The sequence below is a fragment of the Flavobacterium sp. MDT1-60 genome, from assembly GCF_014844035.1.
Lineage (GTDB): Bacteria > Bacteroidota > Bacteroidia > Flavobacteriales > Flavobacteriaceae > Flavobacterium.
Genome location: NZ_CP062159.1, coordinates 539,423 through 559,580, shown reverse-complemented (window position 1 = coordinate 559,580; position 20,158 = coordinate 539,423). Strand labels below are relative to the sequence as shown.

Below are 20,158 nucleotides of genomic sequence, written 5' to 3'. Positions count from 1 at the left end.
AATATGACTGATTGGTTCTCTTTTTTTCATAATTGATTTGTTATTAGGCTCTATTAATGTATAAGATAATTCTGATAAAAAATACGATTTTATCAGTATTGAGATCCTTGAGGAATGATCTCATTTATTAGGGTTTCATCAAAAAAAGAATCAAAAACGCAATAAAAAGAGGTAAGAATGTAAAAATCATTCTATTGTTCAATTGAAATTGTATCGAGTGAAATTTAAAAATAGTATTTTTGCACTATGGAAACAAATAGACAGAAAAAAATAGGCGGTGTCATCCAAAAAGATTTGGTTGATATTTTGCAAGGTGAAGTGCGAAAAAACGGAATTAATAATTTGGTAATTTCGGTATCCAAAGTTAGCGTTACATCAGATTTATCTGTGGCAACAGTATATTTAAGCATTTTTCCACAAGAAAAAGCAAAAGAAACTTTAGAAGGTATAAAATCAAATACTACCTTAATTAAACACGATTTATCACAACGTGTACGTTTGCAATTGCGTCGTGTACCAAACCTGGTATTTTTTATCGATGACTCATTAGATTATATCGAAAAAATTGATAACGCTTTATCAAACAGAGAGAACCCAATTGAAAACCGTGATCTTTTAGAAAAAAGAAGAAAATCATAAGTTGAATTTCCCCCTTTACATAGCCAAACGTTACATTTTTAGCAGAAGTAAAAACAATGCTATCAATATTATTAATCGCATTGCCAGCATGGGAATTATTGTTGGCACAATGGCTTTGTTTGTGGTTTTGTCCGTTTTTAGCGGACTAAAAGTATTCAGTCTTTCCTTCACCAATGAAATTGATCCCGATTTAAAAATTACAAGCACGCTTGGGAAATCATTTTTAATTACGCCGAATCAGGAGAGTGAAATTAAAAAAATAGAAGGCGTTGCTTCGTATACCAAAATTATCGAAGAACGTGTTTTGTTTTTGTTTAAAGACAAACAACAAGTTACTTACTTAAAAGGCGTTGACAGTCTGTATCCGGTTGTAAACGATATCAGAAAGAAATTGTTTAATGGTCAATGGGTGAAACCAGATACGTATCAGGTAGTTGTCGGTTACGGAATTGCAAGAGATTTTTCTATGGGAATTCTTGACTTTGAGAACCCATTGCAAATATTCGCACCGAAACCAGGAAAAGGAGCCTTTGAAAATCCGGAAGAAGCTTTTAATAAAACCGATGTTTTACCTGTCGGGATTTATTCCATCAGCGAAGATTTAGATTCAAAATATGTTTTTGCCGATTTAAGTTTGGCACAGGAATTATTGATGTACAAATCGAATCAGATTTCGGGAGTTGAACTCAAATTAAAAGAAAACGCGAATGAAGATGCAATCCGATCTCAACTGGAAAGCATTTTCAAGAATAAAATCACAATAAAAAACAGAGCGCAACTTAATGAGTCTTTGTATAAAATGCTCAACACAGAGAATATTGCTGTTTATTTGATTTTTACGTTGGTAATTATTGTAGCACTTTTTAATTTGGTTGGTGCTTTAATCATGATGATTTTAGATAAAAAAGGAAATCTGAAAACCCTTTTCAATCTCGGAACAGAAATCAAAAGTCTTCGAAAAATATTTATGCTTCAGGGAACTTTATTAAGCATTTTAGGAGGAATTATAGGTCTAGCCCTAGGGATTATTATGGTTGTTTTGCAACAAAAGTATAATCTTATAATGCTGACACCAACTTTGGCATATCCTGTCGTTTTTACTTTAGAAAACGTACTCATCGTAATGGGAACAATTGTTTCACTTGGTTTTGTGGCTTCTTTAATTGCCAGTAGCCGAGTAAGTAAAAAGCTGTTAGATTAATATTTCTTGTTAAAAAATATTACCTATATTTATCGTCTTAAAAATCTACAGCATATGATTGTTTCTGCCTAATCCTATTTTTATTTTTTAATAATTAGGATACTTACGTTTTTTTTCTCGTGTTCAGATAATTTAATCTGGACCAATTTTATCATTTATCCTATTATATCATGACAGAAACAATAATACAAAAAAGTTTATTTTCTAAAATTTTTACCACTTTAAAACAAGCACTCAAAGGCAACGAATCGTTTGATTACACTGCCGGAAGCATAAAAAAAGCCGTTATTTTATTAGCCATTCCGATGGTTTTGGAAATGATGATGGAATCTGTTTTTGCTTTAGTCGATTTATATTTCGTAGGACATTTAGAGCACAGCAGTTTCGCCATTCAAACCGTAGGTTTAACCGAATCGGTACTAACAATTATTTATTCTTTGGCGATCGGAATGAGTATGGCAGCAACGGCTGTTGTGGCGCGACGTATTGGAGAAAAAGATCCAGTCGCTGCTGCGAAGGCCGGAATGCAGGCCATTATTATTGCTTTTGCAGTCAATAGCGTAATGAGCATTCTGGGCGTTATTTATGCCAAAGATATTCTGATTTTGATGGGAGCATCTGTTGAAGCTGCCGAACACGGTTTCCGATTTACACAAATTATGATTGGAAGCAGTTTATGCATCATGCTTTTATTCTTAATTAACGGAATATTCCGTGGTGCCGGAAATGCTGCAATTGCCATGAAAAGTTTATGGTTGGCGAATATCTGTAATATTATTTTATGTCCAATTTTGATTAACGGGTTAGGACCTATTCCAGCTTTTGGATTAGTGGGTGCTGCTTTGGCAACAACATTGGGAAGAAGCTTTGGCGTATTATACCAAGTGTATCATTTGTTTTTTGGTAATGGAGTTTTGAGGATTTATGTCTCTTACTTTATTCCTGATTTTAAGCAGATAAAAGCCTTAGTGAAGATAGCAGCTCCAGGAATTTTACAATTCGTTATTGCTTCTTGCAGCTGGATTTTTCTAGCGCAATTGGTTGCTACAACTGGTGGTGATCATGGTTCAGCCGGTTATCAGACCGCACTTAGAATTATGATGTTTTTTATACTTCCGGCTTGGGGACTGAGTAATGCAGCCGCAACTTTGGTTGGACAGAATCTGGGAGCGAAACAAATTGATCGTGCTGAAAAATCTGTTTTTACGACAGCAAAATACAACGTCATTTTTATGGCGACAATCATGATCATCACGTTAGTTTTTGGAAAATACATCATTTCATTTTTTACAAACGACGAAATGGTCAAAACAGTTGCCATTGAAGCATTGCAGATTATGAGTATCGGATTTGTTTTCTACGGAATTGGAATGGTTTTGATCAATACCTTCAATGGAGCAGGAGATACCTGGACACCAACCGGAATTAACTTCTTCGGATTTTGGTTGTTCCAAATTCCCTTAGCTTATGTATTGGCTAAACACTTTAATATGGGACCAACAGGCGTTTTTATTGCGATTCCGGTTGCAGAAACCGCGATTACCTTAGCGGGAATTGTCCTTTATAAAAGAGGAAGATGGAAACGTATTCAGGTTTAATTAAATAAAAATAAAAAAGACCTTCGATTTCGACTGAACCCAAAAAGTAACGCACTATTTTGGACGTAGTCTAAATTGAGGGTCTTTTAGTTAAAAGTTAAATATTTTACAAATCAAATTTTGAAATCTAAAATATCGTACCTTTGAACGTACAATAGAAAGTACCAAATTATGAAAGCAATTACAATATCAACATTAAGAAAAAATATAAAAAATTATTTTGATGAAGTTTCTGAATCATCAGAAGTAATTGTTGTTCCGAGAAATACAGAAGAGGATGCGGTTGTAATAATTTCTATGAAGGAATATAATTCGATATTAGAAACGCAGCATTTATTATCAACCAAAGCAAATAGAAATAGACTTTCAGAATCTATAGAACAAATGGAAAATGGGAAACTTATGAACTTTAAATTAGATGAACTTTAGAGTATATGGACATTTGTTTTACAAAAAATGCCTGGGAAGAATTTGAATATTGGTTAGAAAACGATACAGATACTGCGATAAAAATAAAAGAACTAATAAAATCTATTCGTGAAAATCCTTTTAAAGGAATTGGAAAGCCAGAACCTTTAAGGCATGATTTAAAAAGTTTTTGGTCCCGCCGAATTGCAGGAGAACATAGACTTGTTTATAAAGTTTCAGGAACGAAAGGAGTCGATCAAAAATGTATAATTTTACAATGTCGTTTTCATTATGATGATTAGTAAATAATAAAAAAGACCTTCATTTGAAGGTCTTTTTTTATGTTTTTTAAGCAAATTCATATCCATCATAAACCTGTTCGATTTCTTTCATAACCGCAAACAAATCTTCAGGAGCATCAGTTGTAACTAACTTTTGTTTGTATTCTTTAAACGAATGAATTCCTTTGAAATAATTGGTATAATGACGACGCATTTCAACGATTCCTAAACGTTCGCCTTTCCATTCCATTGACCACATTAAATGGTTTCTGGCAGCTTCTACGCGATCGATAACGGTTGGAGCAGGTAAGTGTTCTCCGGTTTTAAAGAAATGTTTGATTTCATTAAAAATCCATGGATAACCAATCGCAGCACGACCAATCATAATACCGTCAATACCGTATTCATTTTTATATTTTAATGCTTTTTCAGGACTGTCGATATCGCCATTTCCAAAAATAGGCATTGTAATTCTAGGATTGTTTTTTACACGTGCAATGTGCGACCAGTCGGCGTGGCCTTTGTACATTTGGGCACGGGTTCTGGCGTGAATAGTCAAAGCCTGAACACCAATATCCTGAAGCCTTTCGGCAACTTCATCAATATTAATCGAGCTTTCGTCCCAGCCTAAACGGGTTTTTACAGTAACTGGCAAATCAGTACTTCTGATAACGGCTTTCGTTAAACGCACCATTAAATCTACATCTTTCAAAACGCCTGCTCCGGCACCTTTACAAACTACTTTTTTTACCGGACATCCAAAATTGATGTCCACTAAATCTGGTTTTACGGTAGAAACAATTTTAGAGGAAAGTGCCATTGCTTCTTCATCTCCACCAAAAATCTGAATTCCAACCGGACGTTCGTAATCAAAAATATCCAACTTCATTCGACTTTTGATAGCATCACGAATCAATCCTTCCGACGAAATAAATTCAGAGTACATCATGTCAGCGCCATGCGTTTTGCATAATCTGCGAAACGGCGGATCGCTCACGTCTTCCATCGGTGCTAGTAATAAAGGAAATTCGGGTAATTCTATGTTGCCAATCTTGACCATCTTCAATATTTTGTGCAAAATTACAACTTTTTAATCGAATTTACGCAATTCGAGGTGCAAAGGGACAAAGCAACAAAGGTCCAAGGGTTTTTTATCTGGCTGATTAACAGCCTTTGTGCCTCTGAACCTTTGCAACTTAAATCAAGTTCTATAATCAAAAAACCGAATTGGTTTTCGACTCATCGGATTAAAAACCAACGGATTTAAAGTTTCTTTTGAAGCGAATTCTATTTTTGGAGTTACTCTTAATTTGGCCCTGAAGTGGTCTTTTATTTCCTGAAGAAATTCAGGTGTTTGATTTTTTACGGCAATTTTTATCAGAATTTCATCCGTTCCTAAATCGTTGGTAGAAATTTCGATAAGATGATTTTCGATATTGTCAAAACCACTCAAAACATCATTCATCGCTGGCGGATATAGCGTTGTTCCTTTATATTTAATCATTTGTTTTTTACGGCCAACAACCGGGCCAACACGCAAAGTATTTCTTCCGCAAGCACAAGGTTCATCGTGAAGCTGCACAATATCGCCAGTTTTAAAACGTAACAAAGGCATAGCTTCAATTCCTAAAGTGGTGAAAGTCAATTCTCCAGCTTCGCCATTTTTTACAGGTATATTATTTTCGTCCAATACTTCAACAATAATTAATTCCGGATGATGGTGCCCGCCTATTCCGTGTTCGCATTCTGTAAAAGCGGTGCTCATTTCAGTTGAAGCGTAAGTGGAGAATAACTTAATATTCCATTTTTCTGCAATTTTTTTGGATAAGGTATTCATAGAAAAATCCTGATCTCTCAACGATTCTCCAATGCAGATGGCACCTTTTATGCTTGAATTATTATAGTCTATTCCGTGAATTTCGGCATATTCAATCAATTTCAAAAGAAAAGACGGAACAGTAATTAAATAAGAAGGTTTGTATTTTAAAATCGAATCCCATTGCAATTCCGGAATTCCGGCGCCAACGCGAATGACCCCAACCTTTAATTTTCTTAAGCCTAAAAAATACGCCAGACCAGCCATAAATTTTCGGTCGATTGTAGTCATTAATTGAACGACATCGCCTTCTGCAATTCCAGCGCAGGCAAAAGAAATGGCTTCATTATAGGCCAAACGATCCAGGTCAGAGTCGGTTAAACCAAAAGTTACCGGATCACCTAAAGTCCCTGAAGTCGAAGCATAATCAATAATTTTATGTTGTGGCACACACACAAAATCATCATTATATTGTTGTAAATCTTCTTTTGTGGTAACAGGCAAATATTGTAAATCTTCAAGTGTTTTTATCGTTGAGATATCAATATTTCTTCCAGCAAAAAGGCGTTTATAAAAAGGAGAATTCTCACTGATATATGTTAAAAGTTCTGCTAATTTTTGTTCCTGAAAAATTTTAATTTCGTCTAAAGAATTTTTTTCTATCGCTGGAATCATTGTAATTTTCTTTTGAGTTTTTTTAAATATTTTTCAATTTTTGCTTTTTCAGGAGCGGTAGTAATTTCTTTGGTCAAAGCTTTTTCAAAATTAGCCTGAGCAGCGCGGAATTCTTTTTTTTGATAAAAGTACAACCCTGCTTTGTAATATACAACCCAATAATCAGGGTTTAAAGATTGGTAATGCTGAATAAAGTCAGAAGAAACCTTTTCCTTGTTTTTCAGATACAAATCGAATTGGTGATTTTCAACTTTGAATTTTTTATAATTTTGAAAAGCTTCAGTTCTAATAAAGGGATCTTCGGCAATATTTAAATTTTCCTCTTCTAATGAAATTGCTGAATTTGATTTTCTGTTAAATATAAAATCCAGATTGTAACATACAAATTCACCCAATTGAAACGGATTTGCTGAAACCCAAACCAGTTTTTCTTTTGGTTTAAAAATAATTCCGTGATGCGCCAGCAATTGATTCAAAGCTTTTTCATTTCCATACCCCAATGAAATATCTTTTAAACCTTCTTTATTTCGAAGAATTTCAGAAGCAATTTTTGGATTCATTTTTGGATTTTCATCTAAAAGTTCCTGCATTCTGTCAAGGCGATATTTTGAATGACTGTCTTTAATTTGTACCTGATTTCGTTCATCATTTTTGAAAGCTTCACTCTGAAAATGATTCGAACAAACTAATTGATTACTATTTGCAACATCATAAACATCCATCTTTTTGGGTGAAACTTCAATTAAAACAGCTTTATTTTCTTGGGCGCTTCCAACCATAATAGATTCAGAAACAAAGACTTTTCTTTTCCTGGCGATTATAATTGCTTCTTCAATATTTTGAGCGTGCTGTAAAATTTCACGGGTCAAAATCGAAATAGGTGTTTTGGCGCTCAGCGGAATTTCTGATTTTCCGGCGTTGATAGTAACTGTCAAACCTTGTTGATTCATTCCTGAAACTGCACCGATCATGCCGGGCCATGTTACCATCATAAAATTATGACCTTGTTCCGGTTTTATAAAGGCTATGATTTTATTTTCCGCGAAAGCGTCATTCACATAAAAATCAAAATTACGCCCAAGAATTAAATTACCATCTTCAGATTTCTCGCCCCAGGCTGCAAAAGACGAACAGCCAACCAAAGCCAAATCTTGTAAGGCATGACCAATGTCGTGTGCGGCATGCAAATATAAATTGCGTTGGTATTGCGGTGCGATATTATCAAAATTATTTGAAGTGTATTGAGAAACGCCATAAATTTCAGTTTGATATTCTTCAGGAACATTGGTGTATAATTTCCGATTGTACCATTTTAGAAATTGGCGAAGCAATTTCTGCTGAAATTTTGATGGAACGATATCTTCGATTTTAGAAAAAAAGATATCCTCCTGTTTTTTTAAAAGAGAATCAGATAAAGCGCCGGTAGTAACACCAATTTCTAAAGGATCACCTTCGACATATAATTCCCAAAGACCTTGTTTGTTTTTTAAAAGTGAATTTTTTCCTGATACAAAAACAGTAGGCGATTGTTTAGTTACAGTAGGTTTTGCAGTATTATATTTTGAAATCTCAGGCTCATGACGCATAGATTTTGATGTTCCGCAAGATGCCAACATCAATAAAAGACTAACGAATAAAAATAAATTAATTCGGCTTTTCATATACACATTTTTTATTCAGATGCCTGATTGATTATGGTTACTAAATATTCTTTCCCAAGAATTTCAGAACAGGTTACGACAGCTCCGATAGTTACCCCCAAAACACCATGCATGTTGATGCTTTGTCCGGTAAGATAAAGATTGTCTAATTTGGTTTTTGACGGAATAAGAGTTTTCATCGGGTTGCTGGAATCTTTCACATAACCATACATATTACCATTATGTCCTCCAATATAATCCCGATAAGAAAGCGGCGTCGAAGTATGAATTGACCGAATACAATCTTTTATTCCTGGAAATTTTAGTTCAATTTCATCAAGAAATTTAGATGTTTTTCTGGTTTTAAATTCCTCATAGCTTTCGCCACGATCATTTTCTTCTGCAGTTGTATTAAAAGTATTCATCCACGGAGCTACATCGTCATATTTCATATAAGTAATGAAAGTCATGCCTTCTGCCCATTCTTCTTGTTTTTTTGAAGCATTCATGGAAGCCATAAAAGCTTTTGGCCATGAATCTTCGTCGTAATCATGAGCATTCCAGACTTCACTGCTTTTCTTAAAATGATAATGATTATGATTAATGTATTTGAAAGTTTCAGGCTTAAAAACAAGATATAAACTAAAAGCTGAAATAACACCTTCAAGACTTTGAATTCGGCTATAAAATGCTTTTCTGAAATGCTCTTCGCCAACTAGTTTCAGTGTAATTTTGGGATCTATATTAGAGATAAAACGAATGCCGGAAACCTGAGTACCGTCTTTCATTTCTACACCTGTTACTTTGTTGTTTTCAATATTAAAACGAGTAACTTCTTTGTATTTATAAAATTCCCCACCGTGTTTTTTGAGTTGTTTTAAGAGTTGTTTTGTAATCTGGCTTCCGCCATTAATACAACGCCAGGAACTTTGTATATAGGAGTTTACTGAAAGCGCGTGAACATAAAATGGTGATTTATCCGGAATACCCGCATACAGAAAATTGCTTCCCGCCAAAACAGCTTTTAGCTTGTCATTTTGAGTACTATTGTCGATTATATCTTTTGCGTTTAATTCTAAAATAGCATTGTCATATTTGCCTTCCCATTTTAAATTGTAAAGTGGAAATGAGTCACAAATCGTTCGTAGTTTAGTACAGTATTCCTCAAGATTTTCTCTTTCTTCAGGAAAAAAATATTCTAATTGTTTTACAAAATTTTCATAACCTTGTGCATGCGGATATTCATTTTGATCGTCTTCAAAAGAGATCATATCAAAACCATTTTCATCTAATTTCTTCAGATTTAAATGATCCATAATTCCCAAATATTTGAAATATTTATAGAGATTTTGACCTTCACTTAAACCTCCGATATAATGAATTCCGGTATCAAAAATGGTTTTATCGCGTACAAAAGTTTGTAGATTTCCACCGTATTGATTGTTTTTTTCGAGCACACAAACACTATAGCCTTCTTTTGCCATAATAATGGCTGAAACTAAACCGCCCAGTCCGCTGCCTACAATTACAACATCGTATTGCTCCTTCATTCTAATTTTTCTTTAATACGATTATGGAATCTTCTTCTAAAACATTTTCAAAACCAAAGTTAATCAAAGTGGTTTTTAAAGTGGAATTATCAATCAAAATAATGCAGGAAGTTACAGCAACAATTTTTTCAATAGCAGTAGTACAATTTTCGTCCGAAATTAAAACGGCGTCAAATTGATTTTCTGAAATGCTTTCGAGATTTTCTAAATAAGAAATTTTTCTCTTTTTAAGGAAATAATTGGTTTTCGCTACTAACGATTTTTCTTCGTCAGCTATGTGCGAATGTATTTTTCGTTGTGGTTCCTGCAAGGTCAATAAAACATCTAGTTGCCCATAATCATCCGCCAAATGCAATATTTTGGCTTTCGCCGAAAGATGCCTGTTTAAGCGATAATAGATTTCGAAATGTGTTTTTAAATTGCTTTTAACACTGTTGATGATTTCAATTTCTTTATAATCATAACTATGAATAATCATTTTTTTGAAATATTCCGGACCTTCCAGTTGCTGACGAATTTTAGCAAATTCTGCCTTAAAATAAGAACTTAATTGTTTTGTTCTTTCGACGTAATTTTCCCCAAAAGAAAGATCATCCGGCGAAATTCTTTCTAAAATAGAAACAGTAAGAGAACTGTCATGAATTACAAAATCTCTTTTCGGAATTGCTTCTGAAGCACCGTGAATTAAAACCGGAAGAATATCTAAATTGAATTCTTCGGCAAGATAAAAAGCACCTTTATGAAAACGCTTAATCTGATTACTTTCAGAACGGGTTCCTTCAGGAAAGATCATTAACGAATAGCCTTCGTTTACTTTTTGACGTAAGTGTTCAACGCCATCTTCAATTCCTTCTGAAACCGGATAAAAACCAGCTTTTCTAACTGTTCCGCCAAAAATAGGGGAGTTGTAAACCCAGTCGTTTACTAAAAAAATAATTTTCGGACTCAGCATTCCCATGGCCAGAATATCGATAAACGATGAGTGATTGGCAATAATAATAGCTGGTTTTTCAAAATTTTCATCGAATTTATTAATGACCTTTTTATGAAGATAAGGGCTCGAATACAAAACTGATTTCATGAATTTTGAAATCACATATCGAAAACCTTTCATTTTAGTTTTCTCCTTTATAGGAAGAATCGGCATGATGGTAATGCTGAAAAGTGACATCAAAATACCGCCAAGTCCATAATAAGTAAACGAAATAATACCGTGAACAAAGGTGCGCAATACAAAAGGAGGATTTCCTTTTTTTGAACGATTCGATATAAATAGTTTAAAGAGAATCGGGTAGAAGATAAACGTGATAATCAATGCGGCGAAAACTCCAATTAATGAAACCGAAGAAATAGATCTCAACGCAGGGTGTCTGGCAAAAATCATCGCGCCAATTCCTAAAATAGTGGTGATAACCGCCAGAATAATGGATGTTCTGTAAATGGCAATTTCGTTTTTTCCGGTTGAATATTCTTTTTGAAGTGCGCTGGTCATGAAAATACTAAAATCGACACCGTGCCCAAAAATCAAAGTGCAGACAATCATGCTGAAAATATTCATCTGAATACCAAAAATGCCCATAATTCCCGCTGTTACAATTCCGGTTAAAGCGATCGGAATACAGCTCACGATAACCAATTCGATTCTTCTGAAAAAGAAAAACAAAATTAGAATTACAGCAACAAATGAATAATTGACAAGCGAATTAAAATCGGTTTTCAAAGTGCTGAAAAATGTTTCATTCATTTGCTGGCGGTCAATGGCAATCAGATTATTTTTGGCTGAAGCTGATTTTACAAAAGCATCTCGTTGTTTCGGCGTCACTTTTACCAAAGTCGAAATAGTATAAAAACCATTTTTATTGGTTACAAATTCTTTCAGTTGCAACGCCTGAATTTTTAAATATACTGAAGCAGAAATCGGTTTGAAACTGAAATCCAAATGATCGTAAAAATTTGAATAAGTGGTTGGCTTAAAACCAAGTTTTGAACCTTCGGCAATTAATTGAGATTTTAAAAGCTGTTTTTTATTGGTGTCCCAAAAGGAATTCCATTGGTCTATTTTTTGCTGTTGTTCCTTCTGCGAAAGCATAATGCCACCAACCGAGCTGAAATTTAAGATTTTGTTGTTTTGTTTTTCCTTCGATAAATCGGAAAAAAGCTTGCTGTTATTTTGCAGAACTTCTTCCATACTTTTTCCGTACGAAGCAACATAAATAGTTTTAGAAGTTAAACTCGTGCTTTCTTCCAGATCCTTTTCGGCCGCTTTAATTTCCTTCGGAACAAAATTCAATTGCGATAAATCGTTATTGAAACCGACATTATTATAAGTGAAAAAGCAAACAATGGTAATTAAAACACAAAAACCAATTAAGATTTTATTGTTGTGAAAAGAAAAATGAGCCAATTTATCGATAACATTTTTCTTGTGTTCAAAGTTGTTTTCTTTTGGTTTGTATAAATGTGGTACAATCAAAAGCGAGAAAAATGCAGAAGCCATAACGATAACAGCGGCGAAGATTCCGAGATCATTCAACGCATCAGATTTTACAAAAAGCAGGCATAAAAAGGCAACTGCCGTTGTAGAACTGCTCATAATTACCGGCATCGTAATGTCTTTGTACAACGTTTTTACATCGCTGTTATGTTTGTAATGCGTCAGAATATGAAGGGAATAATCAATTGTAATTCCGAGTAAGATTGAACCAATTCCTAGCGAAATGGCTGAGATTTGTTCTTTCACAAAATATAAAAAGGCAACAGCAAACAAAGCGCCAAAAACCGTTGGCAGAAAAATAATTAGCGGAATCATGACTTTTTTATAAAACAAAATCAAAATCAGCATCAGTGTAATCATCGCGATGGTTGTCGTTAAAATAATATCGCTCTTGATTTGATTGGCATTAGCCACGGCAATTAAAGCGGAACCAAAATAACTGATCGATGTTTTGCTTTTAAATTTCTGATTTAAATTTTCCTGAATTGATTTTAGTTTGGCAGCAAAAATGGTATTTTTTTCGGTTTCGCTCGACGGAAGATTTGAAGTTATAAAAAGCAATAATTTCTTTTTGTCTTTGGTCATGACAAAACCATTATCCAGCGTAAAATCATCGCCAATATTTAATTGCTGCAATTTTTTTAAAGCGATAAACGAAATCCCCAATGGATCTTGCAGAATAAAATCTTTCGTAATAAATCCGGATGGCGAAATAATCGATTTGTAATTTCCCTGAACCGTTGCTGCAATGCTATCTTTTTGCAGTTTATTTTGAATCGCGTCGTAATCTTTATTATCCAGAAAAAGCGGCAAATTACCGTAAACAAAATCAATAGTTTCCTGAATATTTTCTTCGTCAATTTTCCCTTGAATTCCGGTAAGGTATGGTTTGCAGGATTTAGCAACACTGTCTGAGAAAGCAGTTGCCATTTCTTTTAAATCTTTATCAGAGCCGTTTTTTTCGAGTTTGAAAATGACGGTTATCTTATCAGCAAAATTTAATTGTTTAAGAACTTTTGCCGTAACGTCAGACTTGTCGTTTGTTGGAATTAATTTCGTAATATCTTCTTCAAATTTAATTTGAGAAGCAAAAAAGCCAAATACAAAAAGCATCAAAACAGCCAAAGCAACCGACAAAGATTTTCTTCGGTTGACAAACAAATGAATGGCGTAAAAATATTGATGCATGCTTTTATTTTTCTTTTTGCCACGAATTACACGAATTTCCACTAATTTTTTATCGACTTGTCGATGAAATTATGCCGTATTCAATTATTTCCGAGACCGATTTATTTTATATTCAACACAAATTTTTCACTCCAATTAATTCGTGAAAATTCGTGTAATTCGTGGCAAAACTACAAAGATTTTTCAGAATGTTTTTTAGTAAAAGCCGTTAAAAGCAAATAACTCAACAGACCAAAAAACAGTGCCGAAACGGATGCTAAAATAAGACTTCCGACGATATATTGTGTAGCATTTTTTTGAATATCGTCAAGTGTAATCGAACTGTCTAAAATTAACGGAACATCATTAGACACGAAATAGCTCCCCATTTTTAAAGAACCGTAGATGACAAAAGGGATAAACGGTGGAAAACTAACGTTCGAAGACAAATAAGCGATAACTTTATTGAGCTTAAATAAAGCAGCAAAAGTAAAAAGCAATATAGTCTGAAAACCCCAAAATGGAGAAATTCCGATAAAAATACCCAAAGCAATTGCAGCCGATTTTTTAAAATTAGTATCGGAACTTTCTAAAATATCTTCCAGAAAGAATTTTTTAAAACCTTTTTTTTTTGCTCTTCGAAAAAAATCTCTCGGTTTGATGTACAAAAGAGCATTCATTACCAACACGGTATTTAAAATACTAATTCGCGTAAAATCACGGAACGGGCGAAAATGAGAAACACGTTCTGCAGGATCATACAAAACCTGAATCGGAATATTTTTTACTGTAATCCCTTTCCATGCTGAACGAACAATAACTTCAATTTCAAACTCAAATTTATTGGTGTAAAATTTCTTCGGAATTAAATTCAAAGGATACAATCGGAAACCGGATTGTGTGTCTTCCAATTTAATTCCGGTTTCAAACTTGAACCAAAAGTTTGAAAATTTATTTCCGAAACTGCTTTTCTTTGGCACATTTTCCTGTGTCATATTGCGACTTCCAATCAGTAAAGAATTGGGTTCGCTTTGAATTTCGGCAATAAAATTTGGAATGTCTGAGGCAAAATGCTGCCCGTCAGAATCGATCGTAATGGCATATTCAAATTTCATTTCGATTGCTTTTCGAAATCCATTTCTAAGCGCACGACCTTTTCCTAAATTTTTAGGATGATGAATTTGAGTCAGCTCCGAATAGGATTTTAAAATTTCCGGTGTCGAATCTGTCGAACCGTCGTTAACAATAATGACATTGGGGGTGAAATCCAGAACAGAATCCAGCACTTTTTTAAGTGTTTTGTGGTTATTGTACGTCGGGACAATAACACAAAAGGAAGTGGAATTTAGAAGATCGTGCTGTGACAAATTAGGTTTCATTTTGGAGTTTTGCTTTTGCCTACTTCACGAATTGTTTTTCTTTTTCAGAGAAACTTTTTGATTGTAAAATAAAGTCTTTTAAGTAATCTTTCAAAGCACCATTTTGCTCAGCATAATGTTCCGTAAGATATTTTTTGTCTTCTTTAATATTCTTTTTATAACCCGTAATTCCAGGAACATTTTCCTGAATACTCAATCGGATTAATCTGATTTCAATGTTAGTTGGTTCGCTTTTAATAATTGATTCAAGCAGTTTTGCACCTTCTTTAAAACGATCAATCTTTTGCTGTAATTTTTTCTGAAATTTTGAATCCAATAAAATGGAAGCCGCTTTGTAAGCCACCAAAATTTTATCATCAGTGTTAGAAACTTCAGCCAGCTTTTCTGAAAATTCTTTAGCGTTGTTTTCTGATTTTGTAACGCCAGTATACATTTTTCTGATAGCAGCCAAGTCTGGCGTACCAGCAAAATTAACCCATAAAAGTAATGTTAATAGCAGTTTCATAGCTCCAGTTTTTTATAGACATTGCTCAGTTTCAAAGCAACCGTCTCGTTAAAATAAGTGGTGTTTTTTACCTTCACCAAATTATCTTCAGTCGTTGTAATGTCAAGTTCTAAACGCAATTCCGGATTATTTTCCGGATTAATAAGCGCCATAAATTTTACGTTGGCAAGCGTCTGAATCATTAAAGTTTCCTTCGTTATTTTCTCCGTAAGTTCTTTAATAATCTGAATCATGCAAACGCCCGGCATAATAGGGTTTCCTGGAAAATGACCTTTGAAAACGTCATGTTTTTCATTGACCAAAATCGTAATACTATATTTAGAATCGGTTGTTTTTTCTTCCGAAAGAACTTTGTAAAAATCTTTTAAAACCATTTTGTTATTTTTTTCCTCCAAAGGCATAAGAAAGTCCTAATTGAAAATTGACGTTAGTGTTATAACTTCCAAATAAATAATAATCATTTCGGTCATTATAATAAGAACTATCAAATACATCCAGTATACCTTTTTTTAATCTGGCTTCAAACGTAAGACCCGAAGGTAAACGATAGGCAATACCACTAATAAATGCTAAATCATTATACATTTCTACTTTGTCTAAATTATCATTTACAAGAACATCTACTGCTGGCCCAAATTGTATTTGAATTCCGGGTCCAAATGTCAATTTATTAAGAAGCGTAAAGGATAAATAACCCATTTGCAAATCACGAAATTTTACTGTTTCGGTTTGGGTATTATCATTAAAATAATATCCAACATTATCAGATCCCTGTCTGCTATACGTTATTTCAGGCTGAAGCGCATATTTTTTTGTAATATTTATTTCTCCAAAGGCACCAATATAAAAATCAGTTTTATAACTGGAACGGGTTTCTGAAATAGTCGAAAATGAAAAACCTCCTCTTAGACCTGGTTTAAAAGAAGTTTGTGCACCAGCTTGTTGAAATGCAAAAAAAGCTGTTGCGGCGATTAATAAATTTCTATACTTCAAAATGGTTATTTTACTTTAAAAGTATAGCTGATACCAAACTGCAATACCTGATTTAAAATAACCTGATCGTAATAATAGTCATCATAATCAACACCATCGTAACCATAAATATCAATTAATCCTTGTTTAAGTCGAGCTTCAAAAGTTAAACCATTTGGCAAAGTATAACCAACACCTCCAACAAATGAAAGATCAAAATCTTCAGGGTTTGTATTTATATAATTATCACTAACTTTTAAATCTAAAGAAGGGCCTGCCAATAGATGAAAACCTCCACCTCCAAAGTTAAATTTTGCAACTGCTCCCAGTGTTACATAATTCAATTCGTACTTTTCAGAATAATAACGGCCATCTTCAAAATATCTTCCTTCATCACCTTGTCTTGAATAATTTATCTCTGGTTGAACCGAGAAAAATTTATTGAATTTAATATTTACCAATCCACCAATGTAGAAATCAGTTTTAGAACTATTATCATCAATATTGGTTAATGTTGATATATTCAAACCGCCTCTAAGTCCTGGGCTAACTCTAACTTGTGCTTGTGAAGTTGCAAGGCCGATAAATAAAACGAATGCAATTAAGGTTATTTTTTTCATTTGGTTTAGTTTAGGTTAATGTGAATTTTACTCTGATTTAAAATAATTTAGCTCAATTCTCAATTTGATATTCTGATGTAAAATGACAACTTTTTTAGCAAAAATATCATTTTCTAAAGTAAAAGTAATTGTTATTTTTTCTTTTGTTTTAGAAGAATGAACTACTTTTTCTAATTTCTGATCTTTTTTGGAGACGAAAAGATAGTTATCCCTTTTCCCGTCTGCTGATTTATAAATGTTATCTGATTCATTTTCGAATTGCTCCTGAATTAAATATTCTTTTTTAAGAAGCAGTCGAAAATCGTCTCGCAACGTATTGATCAGGATTCTTTTATCTAATTCCGATACAATAGAATTGACTTTAAAACTTGTTTCAGAAATCTCAAAATCCAACAATTTGTTACCAAATTCAGTTGTGAAAACGATGCGATGCGTGGTGTCATTTATTTTCTTGGCAATGAAAATCCCGGACATTTCATGACCATAAACCGTGATGTTGGTTTTATAAACATAATCGGTTTTTGGTTCAGAAAAATAAGGAACTTCATAAGACGTTTTGTCTAATTTTTTAGGTGTATAATTTTTAGTGACTGAGTCACAAGAAACCAAAACAATTGCCAAAAAGCAATTAATTAGTAAAAACTGAATCGTCGATTTTTGCATTGATCACTTTATTTTTAAGTACAATTCGGGTATAATCTTCAGATGATTCCAAGAGTTTTACCTGAACCACAGTTGCTTCTTCTTTGTCGAAAGTCAGTTCAATTTGTTTAATGTATTTTTTCAGTGCAGCATCTTTCGGAACAAATTTCGCCAGATTTTGACCTTTCGATTTGAAATATGAAATCGCAAATTCTTTGTCATCAAACATATTTCCGCTCACACTTCCAACAATTAATTTATTGATGCGCCCAAAGATTTTGCTGTTGCCAATATCAACCGCACTTTTCTTTCCTTCGTCATTAATCAGGATTTTTCCGTTTTTAAAAACGATACTATAATTGTATGGTTTTTTGTATTGCCATTGCAACAAAGCAGGTTCTTTAAAAATCATTTTTCCCGAAGTTTCAATGTCTTTAGATAAAAAGTCCAAATGTTTGTATTGAACGAAATCAGTGCTTAAGGTTTTGATTTTTTTAGCTACCACATTGACGTCCTGTTTGAAAGTCGCAATTTCTGCCTCAGTCATTTTTTGTTCTTGTGCGAAAAGGAACGAATTAGAAATTGTTAGGGTAAAAAGAAATATATATAGTTTAGTCTTCATAAGCTTTAAGATTCAAAAGTTCTTCCACAGAAATCACTTTATAGTTGTTTTGATCTAAAAATTGCAAAAACTGTTCCAATACTAAAACAGAGTGTGATCCCGTGTCGTGCAAAAGTACGATTCCGCCGGGAGAAACTCGTTTTATTATGCGATTGAAAATTAAATTTTGGTCTTTTGTTCCCCCGTCGAGCGAACGGATATTCCAGCCAATTACTTTATGACCAGTTAATTTTAAGGCTCTGCGAATCGAAGGTGTGGTAACTCCGTAAGGCGGGCGAAAGAAGTTTATTTTTTTGGAAGTGAATTTTTCAAGAAGTTGATCTGTTTTCTGAATTTCTTCAGCGATTGTTGCGGCATTATAAAAATCAAAAAACTTCGAATGATTATAAGAGTGATTGCCAACTAAATGACCTTCAGAAATAATTTGTTTGATAATTTCCGGATGCTTTTCAACATTTTTTCCAATGCAGAAAAAAGTAGCTTTTGCATCATATTTTTTCAGCAGATCTAAAACTTGCAAAGTAAAAACACTCGGGCCATCATCAAAAGTAAGGGCAATTTTTTTTTCTGTTTCTGATGGATTATTGCAGAAAGCTTTTACATGATAATTAGAAGAAATTCGGGCAGAACCAAAAGCATTTATTCCGATCCAGATTAAAATTATTCCGATAAACCATAACAAATTAATTGCTGTATAAAGTTTCAGAAGAAGCAGTAAAAGCAATAAAAAGATAAAGAATAACGAAATGTTTTTATGCGTTATCATTTTGAAAGTAACGTAAAACTATGATTTTTTCCATTTACCTGATTGTACAGTAAAATGGTATTGTAAGCTGGTTTTGTAACCGAATTTACTTTTACAATTTCTGGAATTTCCTGAGTTTTTATAATTTTTGAAGCCATCCACAAAGCAAAAGCCGAAGCTGTATCATATTCTCCGCTCAAATGTTTGTAATACAATTGCGGTGTTTTTGCAAAAGCATTTTTAGCAATATTTTTATAATAAACATCAGATTCAATATTTCCGTCGAAACCAAAAACAACAGCGTCAACGTCTGAAATTTCTAAATTATTGGCCTTTAAAAAAGCAATTACTTCAGATTCAATTTCGTTTTTGTCCAGTGTATTTCTGATTTCAACATCAAGAATTTCAGCATAGGTTGAATCTTTTCTTTCGTTTTCTAAAACAAAAAAACTCGCACCTTCACCATAAACAACTCCGGTTGAATTTGCATTTAAAATATCAGAAGGAAGATCATTTTCTTTTTTAATTCGTCCGGCTAATTTAAAAAGCGACATGGTATAATCGCCAGTTTCATCAACACCGCCAACTAAAATTGAATTGGCTTCGTTTTCTTCAATCTGCATTTTGGCATCCAAAAATGCCGACTCAAAAGAAACCGCTCCGTTTACATACGTAAAATTATAACCTTTGCATTGTAACGATAAAGCAATTTGAGCTCCAACTGTATTGTGCGTTGATTGAATAAAAGAAGTTGGCGTTAAAAATTCTTCGTTATTATCGAGAATATTTTTCAGGAATTTTTCAGAGTCTTCAACGCATCCCAAACCCGTTCCGGTAATAATTGCATCTACATTTTCGACGTTTGCATCTTTCATGGCCAATGCCGAAGCTACGATTCCGTTTTTCACTCCTTTTGCCATTCGGCGAATTGCAGCGGGAGAAATATAATCTTTGTAAACCGGAGGAACAATCGAAAGAACAGTTTCGTTTGTGTTAAGGATCGCTTCTTCTAAAAAAACAGTATCAAATGTTTTTTGAGTCGAAATACAGCCTACTCCATTTATATATGTTTTTTTCATGCGAAGATTAAATTTGTTTTTTTAAAGGAACAAGGAATCGTCATTCTTTATATTGGTTTCAAAAATAGTTAAAACTATGTACTTTACTGGATTTTGCTTTCAGCTTCTAAAAAGTTTTCTAACCA

At 33.6% G+C, this 20,158-nt stretch carries 19 protein-coding genes; 5 read left to right on the top strand and 14 right to left on the bottom strand.

Going from position 1 to position 20,158, the window contains the following annotated elements; genetic code table 11:
- The first annotated feature begins 246 nt into the window (after positions 1-246).
- The 5 genes from rbfA to IHE43_RS02290 all read left to right on the top strand — a co-directional run bounded on the left by rbfA (position 247) and on the right by IHE43_RS02290 (position 4,148).
- Positions 247-639 carry a 30S ribosome-binding factor RbfA gene (gene rbfA / locus IHE43_RS02310; RefSeq protein ID WP_007808467.1) on the top strand — a complete coding sequence of 131 codons (393 nt, stop codon included), beginning with the start codon at positions 247-249 and terminating at the stop codon, positions 637-639.
- 1 nt (position 640) lies between these two features.
- Entirely contained in the window at positions 641-1,840 is a 1,200-nt protein-coding gene (locus IHE43_RS02305) for an FtsX-like permease family protein (protein WP_192186495.1), read from the top strand.
- 170 nt (positions 1,841-2,010) lie between these two features.
- Complete coding sequence (locus IHE43_RS02300) at positions 2,011-3,438, top strand: MATE family efflux transporter (RefSeq protein WP_192186494.1); 1,428 nt, start codon at positions 2,011-2,013, stop codon at positions 3,436-3,438.
- Between the two features lie 171 nt (positions 3,439-3,609).
- Positions 3,610-3,867, top strand: a complete 258-nt coding sequence (locus IHE43_RS02295; RefSeq protein WP_192186493.1) for a type II toxin-antitoxin system Phd/YefM family antitoxin — start codon at positions 3,610-3,612, stop codon at positions 3,865-3,867.
- A gap of 5 nt (positions 3,868-3,872) precedes the next feature.
- Complete coding sequence (locus IHE43_RS02290) at positions 3,873-4,148, top strand: Txe/YoeB family addiction module toxin (RefSeq protein WP_192186492.1); 276 nt, start codon at positions 3,873-3,875, stop codon at positions 4,146-4,148.
- Between the two features lie 46 nt (positions 4,149-4,194).
- On the opposite strand, the gene dusB is transcribed toward IHE43_RS02290, so the two are convergent.
- The 14 genes from dusB to IHE43_RS02220 form a co-directional block, all read right to left on the bottom strand.
- A complete protein-coding gene (gene dusB, locus IHE43_RS02285; protein ID WP_192186491.1) occupies positions 4,195-5,187 on the bottom strand; it encodes a tRNA dihydrouridine synthase DusB in 993 nt (330 codons plus the stop codon).
- Positions 5,188-5,328: 141 nt separating this feature from the next.
- Positions 5,329-6,618, bottom strand: coding sequence for a phenylacetate--CoA ligase family protein (locus IHE43_RS02280; RefSeq protein ID WP_192186490.1), 1,290 nt, complete (start codon positions 6,616-6,618; stop codon positions 5,329-5,331).
- Positions 6,615-8,279, bottom strand: a complete 1,665-nt coding sequence (locus tag IHE43_RS02275; protein ID WP_192186489.1) for a C45 family peptidase — start codon at positions 8,277-8,279, stop codon at positions 6,615-6,617. Before IHE43_RS02275 ends, IHE43_RS02280 begins: the two co-directional genes overlap by 4 nt.
- 11 nt (positions 8,280-8,290) lie before the next feature.
- Positions 8,291-9,808, bottom strand: coding sequence for an NAD(P)/FAD-dependent oxidoreductase (locus IHE43_RS02270; RefSeq protein ID WP_192186488.1), 1,518 nt, complete (start codon positions 9,806-9,808; stop codon positions 8,291-8,293).
- 1 nt (position 9,809) lies between these two features.
- On the bottom strand, positions 9,810-13,490 hold the full coding sequence (locus IHE43_RS02265; RefSeq protein WP_192188139.1) for a 1-acyl-sn-glycerol-3-phosphate acyltransferase: 3,681 nt from the start codon (positions 13,488-13,490) through the stop codon (positions 9,810-9,812).
- Between the two features lie 170 nt (positions 13,491-13,660).
- On the bottom strand, positions 13,661-14,848 hold the full coding sequence (locus IHE43_RS02260; protein WP_192186487.1) for a DUF2062 domain-containing protein: 1,188 nt from the start codon (positions 14,846-14,848) through the stop codon (positions 13,661-13,663).
- Positions 14,849-14,867: 19 nt separating this feature from the next.
- Positions 14,868-15,353: a hypothetical protein gene (locus tag IHE43_RS02255; RefSeq protein WP_192186486.1), complete on the bottom strand. Its 486-nt coding sequence runs from the start codon at positions 15,351-15,353 to the stop codon at positions 14,868-14,870.
- Positions 15,350-15,727 (bottom strand): 3-hydroxyacyl-ACP dehydratase, encoded by a 378-nt coding sequence (locus IHE43_RS02250; RefSeq protein ID WP_192186485.1) that lies wholly within the window; start codon positions 15,725-15,727, stop codon positions 15,350-15,352. Before IHE43_RS02250 ends, IHE43_RS02255 begins: the two co-directional genes overlap by 4 nt.
- 4 nt (positions 15,728-15,731) lie before the next feature.
- Positions 15,732-16,346 (bottom strand): outer membrane beta-barrel protein, encoded by a 615-nt coding sequence (locus IHE43_RS02245; protein ID WP_225585345.1) that lies wholly within the window; start codon positions 16,344-16,346, stop codon positions 15,732-15,734.
- A gap of 5 nt (positions 16,347-16,351) precedes the next feature.
- Positions 16,352-16,945 (bottom strand): porin family protein, encoded by a 594-nt coding sequence (locus tag IHE43_RS02240; RefSeq protein ID WP_192186484.1) that lies wholly within the window; start codon positions 16,943-16,945, stop codon positions 16,352-16,354.
- A gap of 27 nt (positions 16,946-16,972) precedes the next feature.
- Positions 16,973-17,608, bottom strand: coding sequence for a hypothetical protein (locus IHE43_RS02235; protein ID WP_192186483.1), 636 nt, complete (start codon positions 17,606-17,608; stop codon positions 16,973-16,975).
- Positions 17,574-18,209, bottom strand: a complete 636-nt coding sequence (locus IHE43_RS02230; protein WP_192186482.1) for an outer membrane lipoprotein carrier protein LolA — start codon at positions 18,207-18,209, stop codon at positions 17,574-17,576. The genes IHE43_RS02235 and IHE43_RS02230 overlap by 35 nt, the downstream gene beginning before the upstream one ends.
- Positions 18,199-18,975: a polysaccharide deacetylase family protein gene (locus IHE43_RS02225; RefSeq protein WP_192186481.1), complete on the bottom strand. Its 777-nt coding sequence runs from the start codon at positions 18,973-18,975 to the stop codon at positions 18,199-18,201. Before IHE43_RS02225 ends, IHE43_RS02230 begins: the two co-directional genes overlap by 11 nt.
- Positions 18,972-20,033, bottom strand: a complete 1,062-nt coding sequence (locus IHE43_RS02220) for a beta-ketoacyl synthase N-terminal-like domain-containing protein (protein WP_192186480.1) — start codon at positions 20,031-20,033, stop codon at positions 18,972-18,974. Before IHE43_RS02220 ends, IHE43_RS02225 begins: the two co-directional genes overlap by 4 nt.
- Positions 20,034-20,158 lie beyond the last annotated feature (125 nt).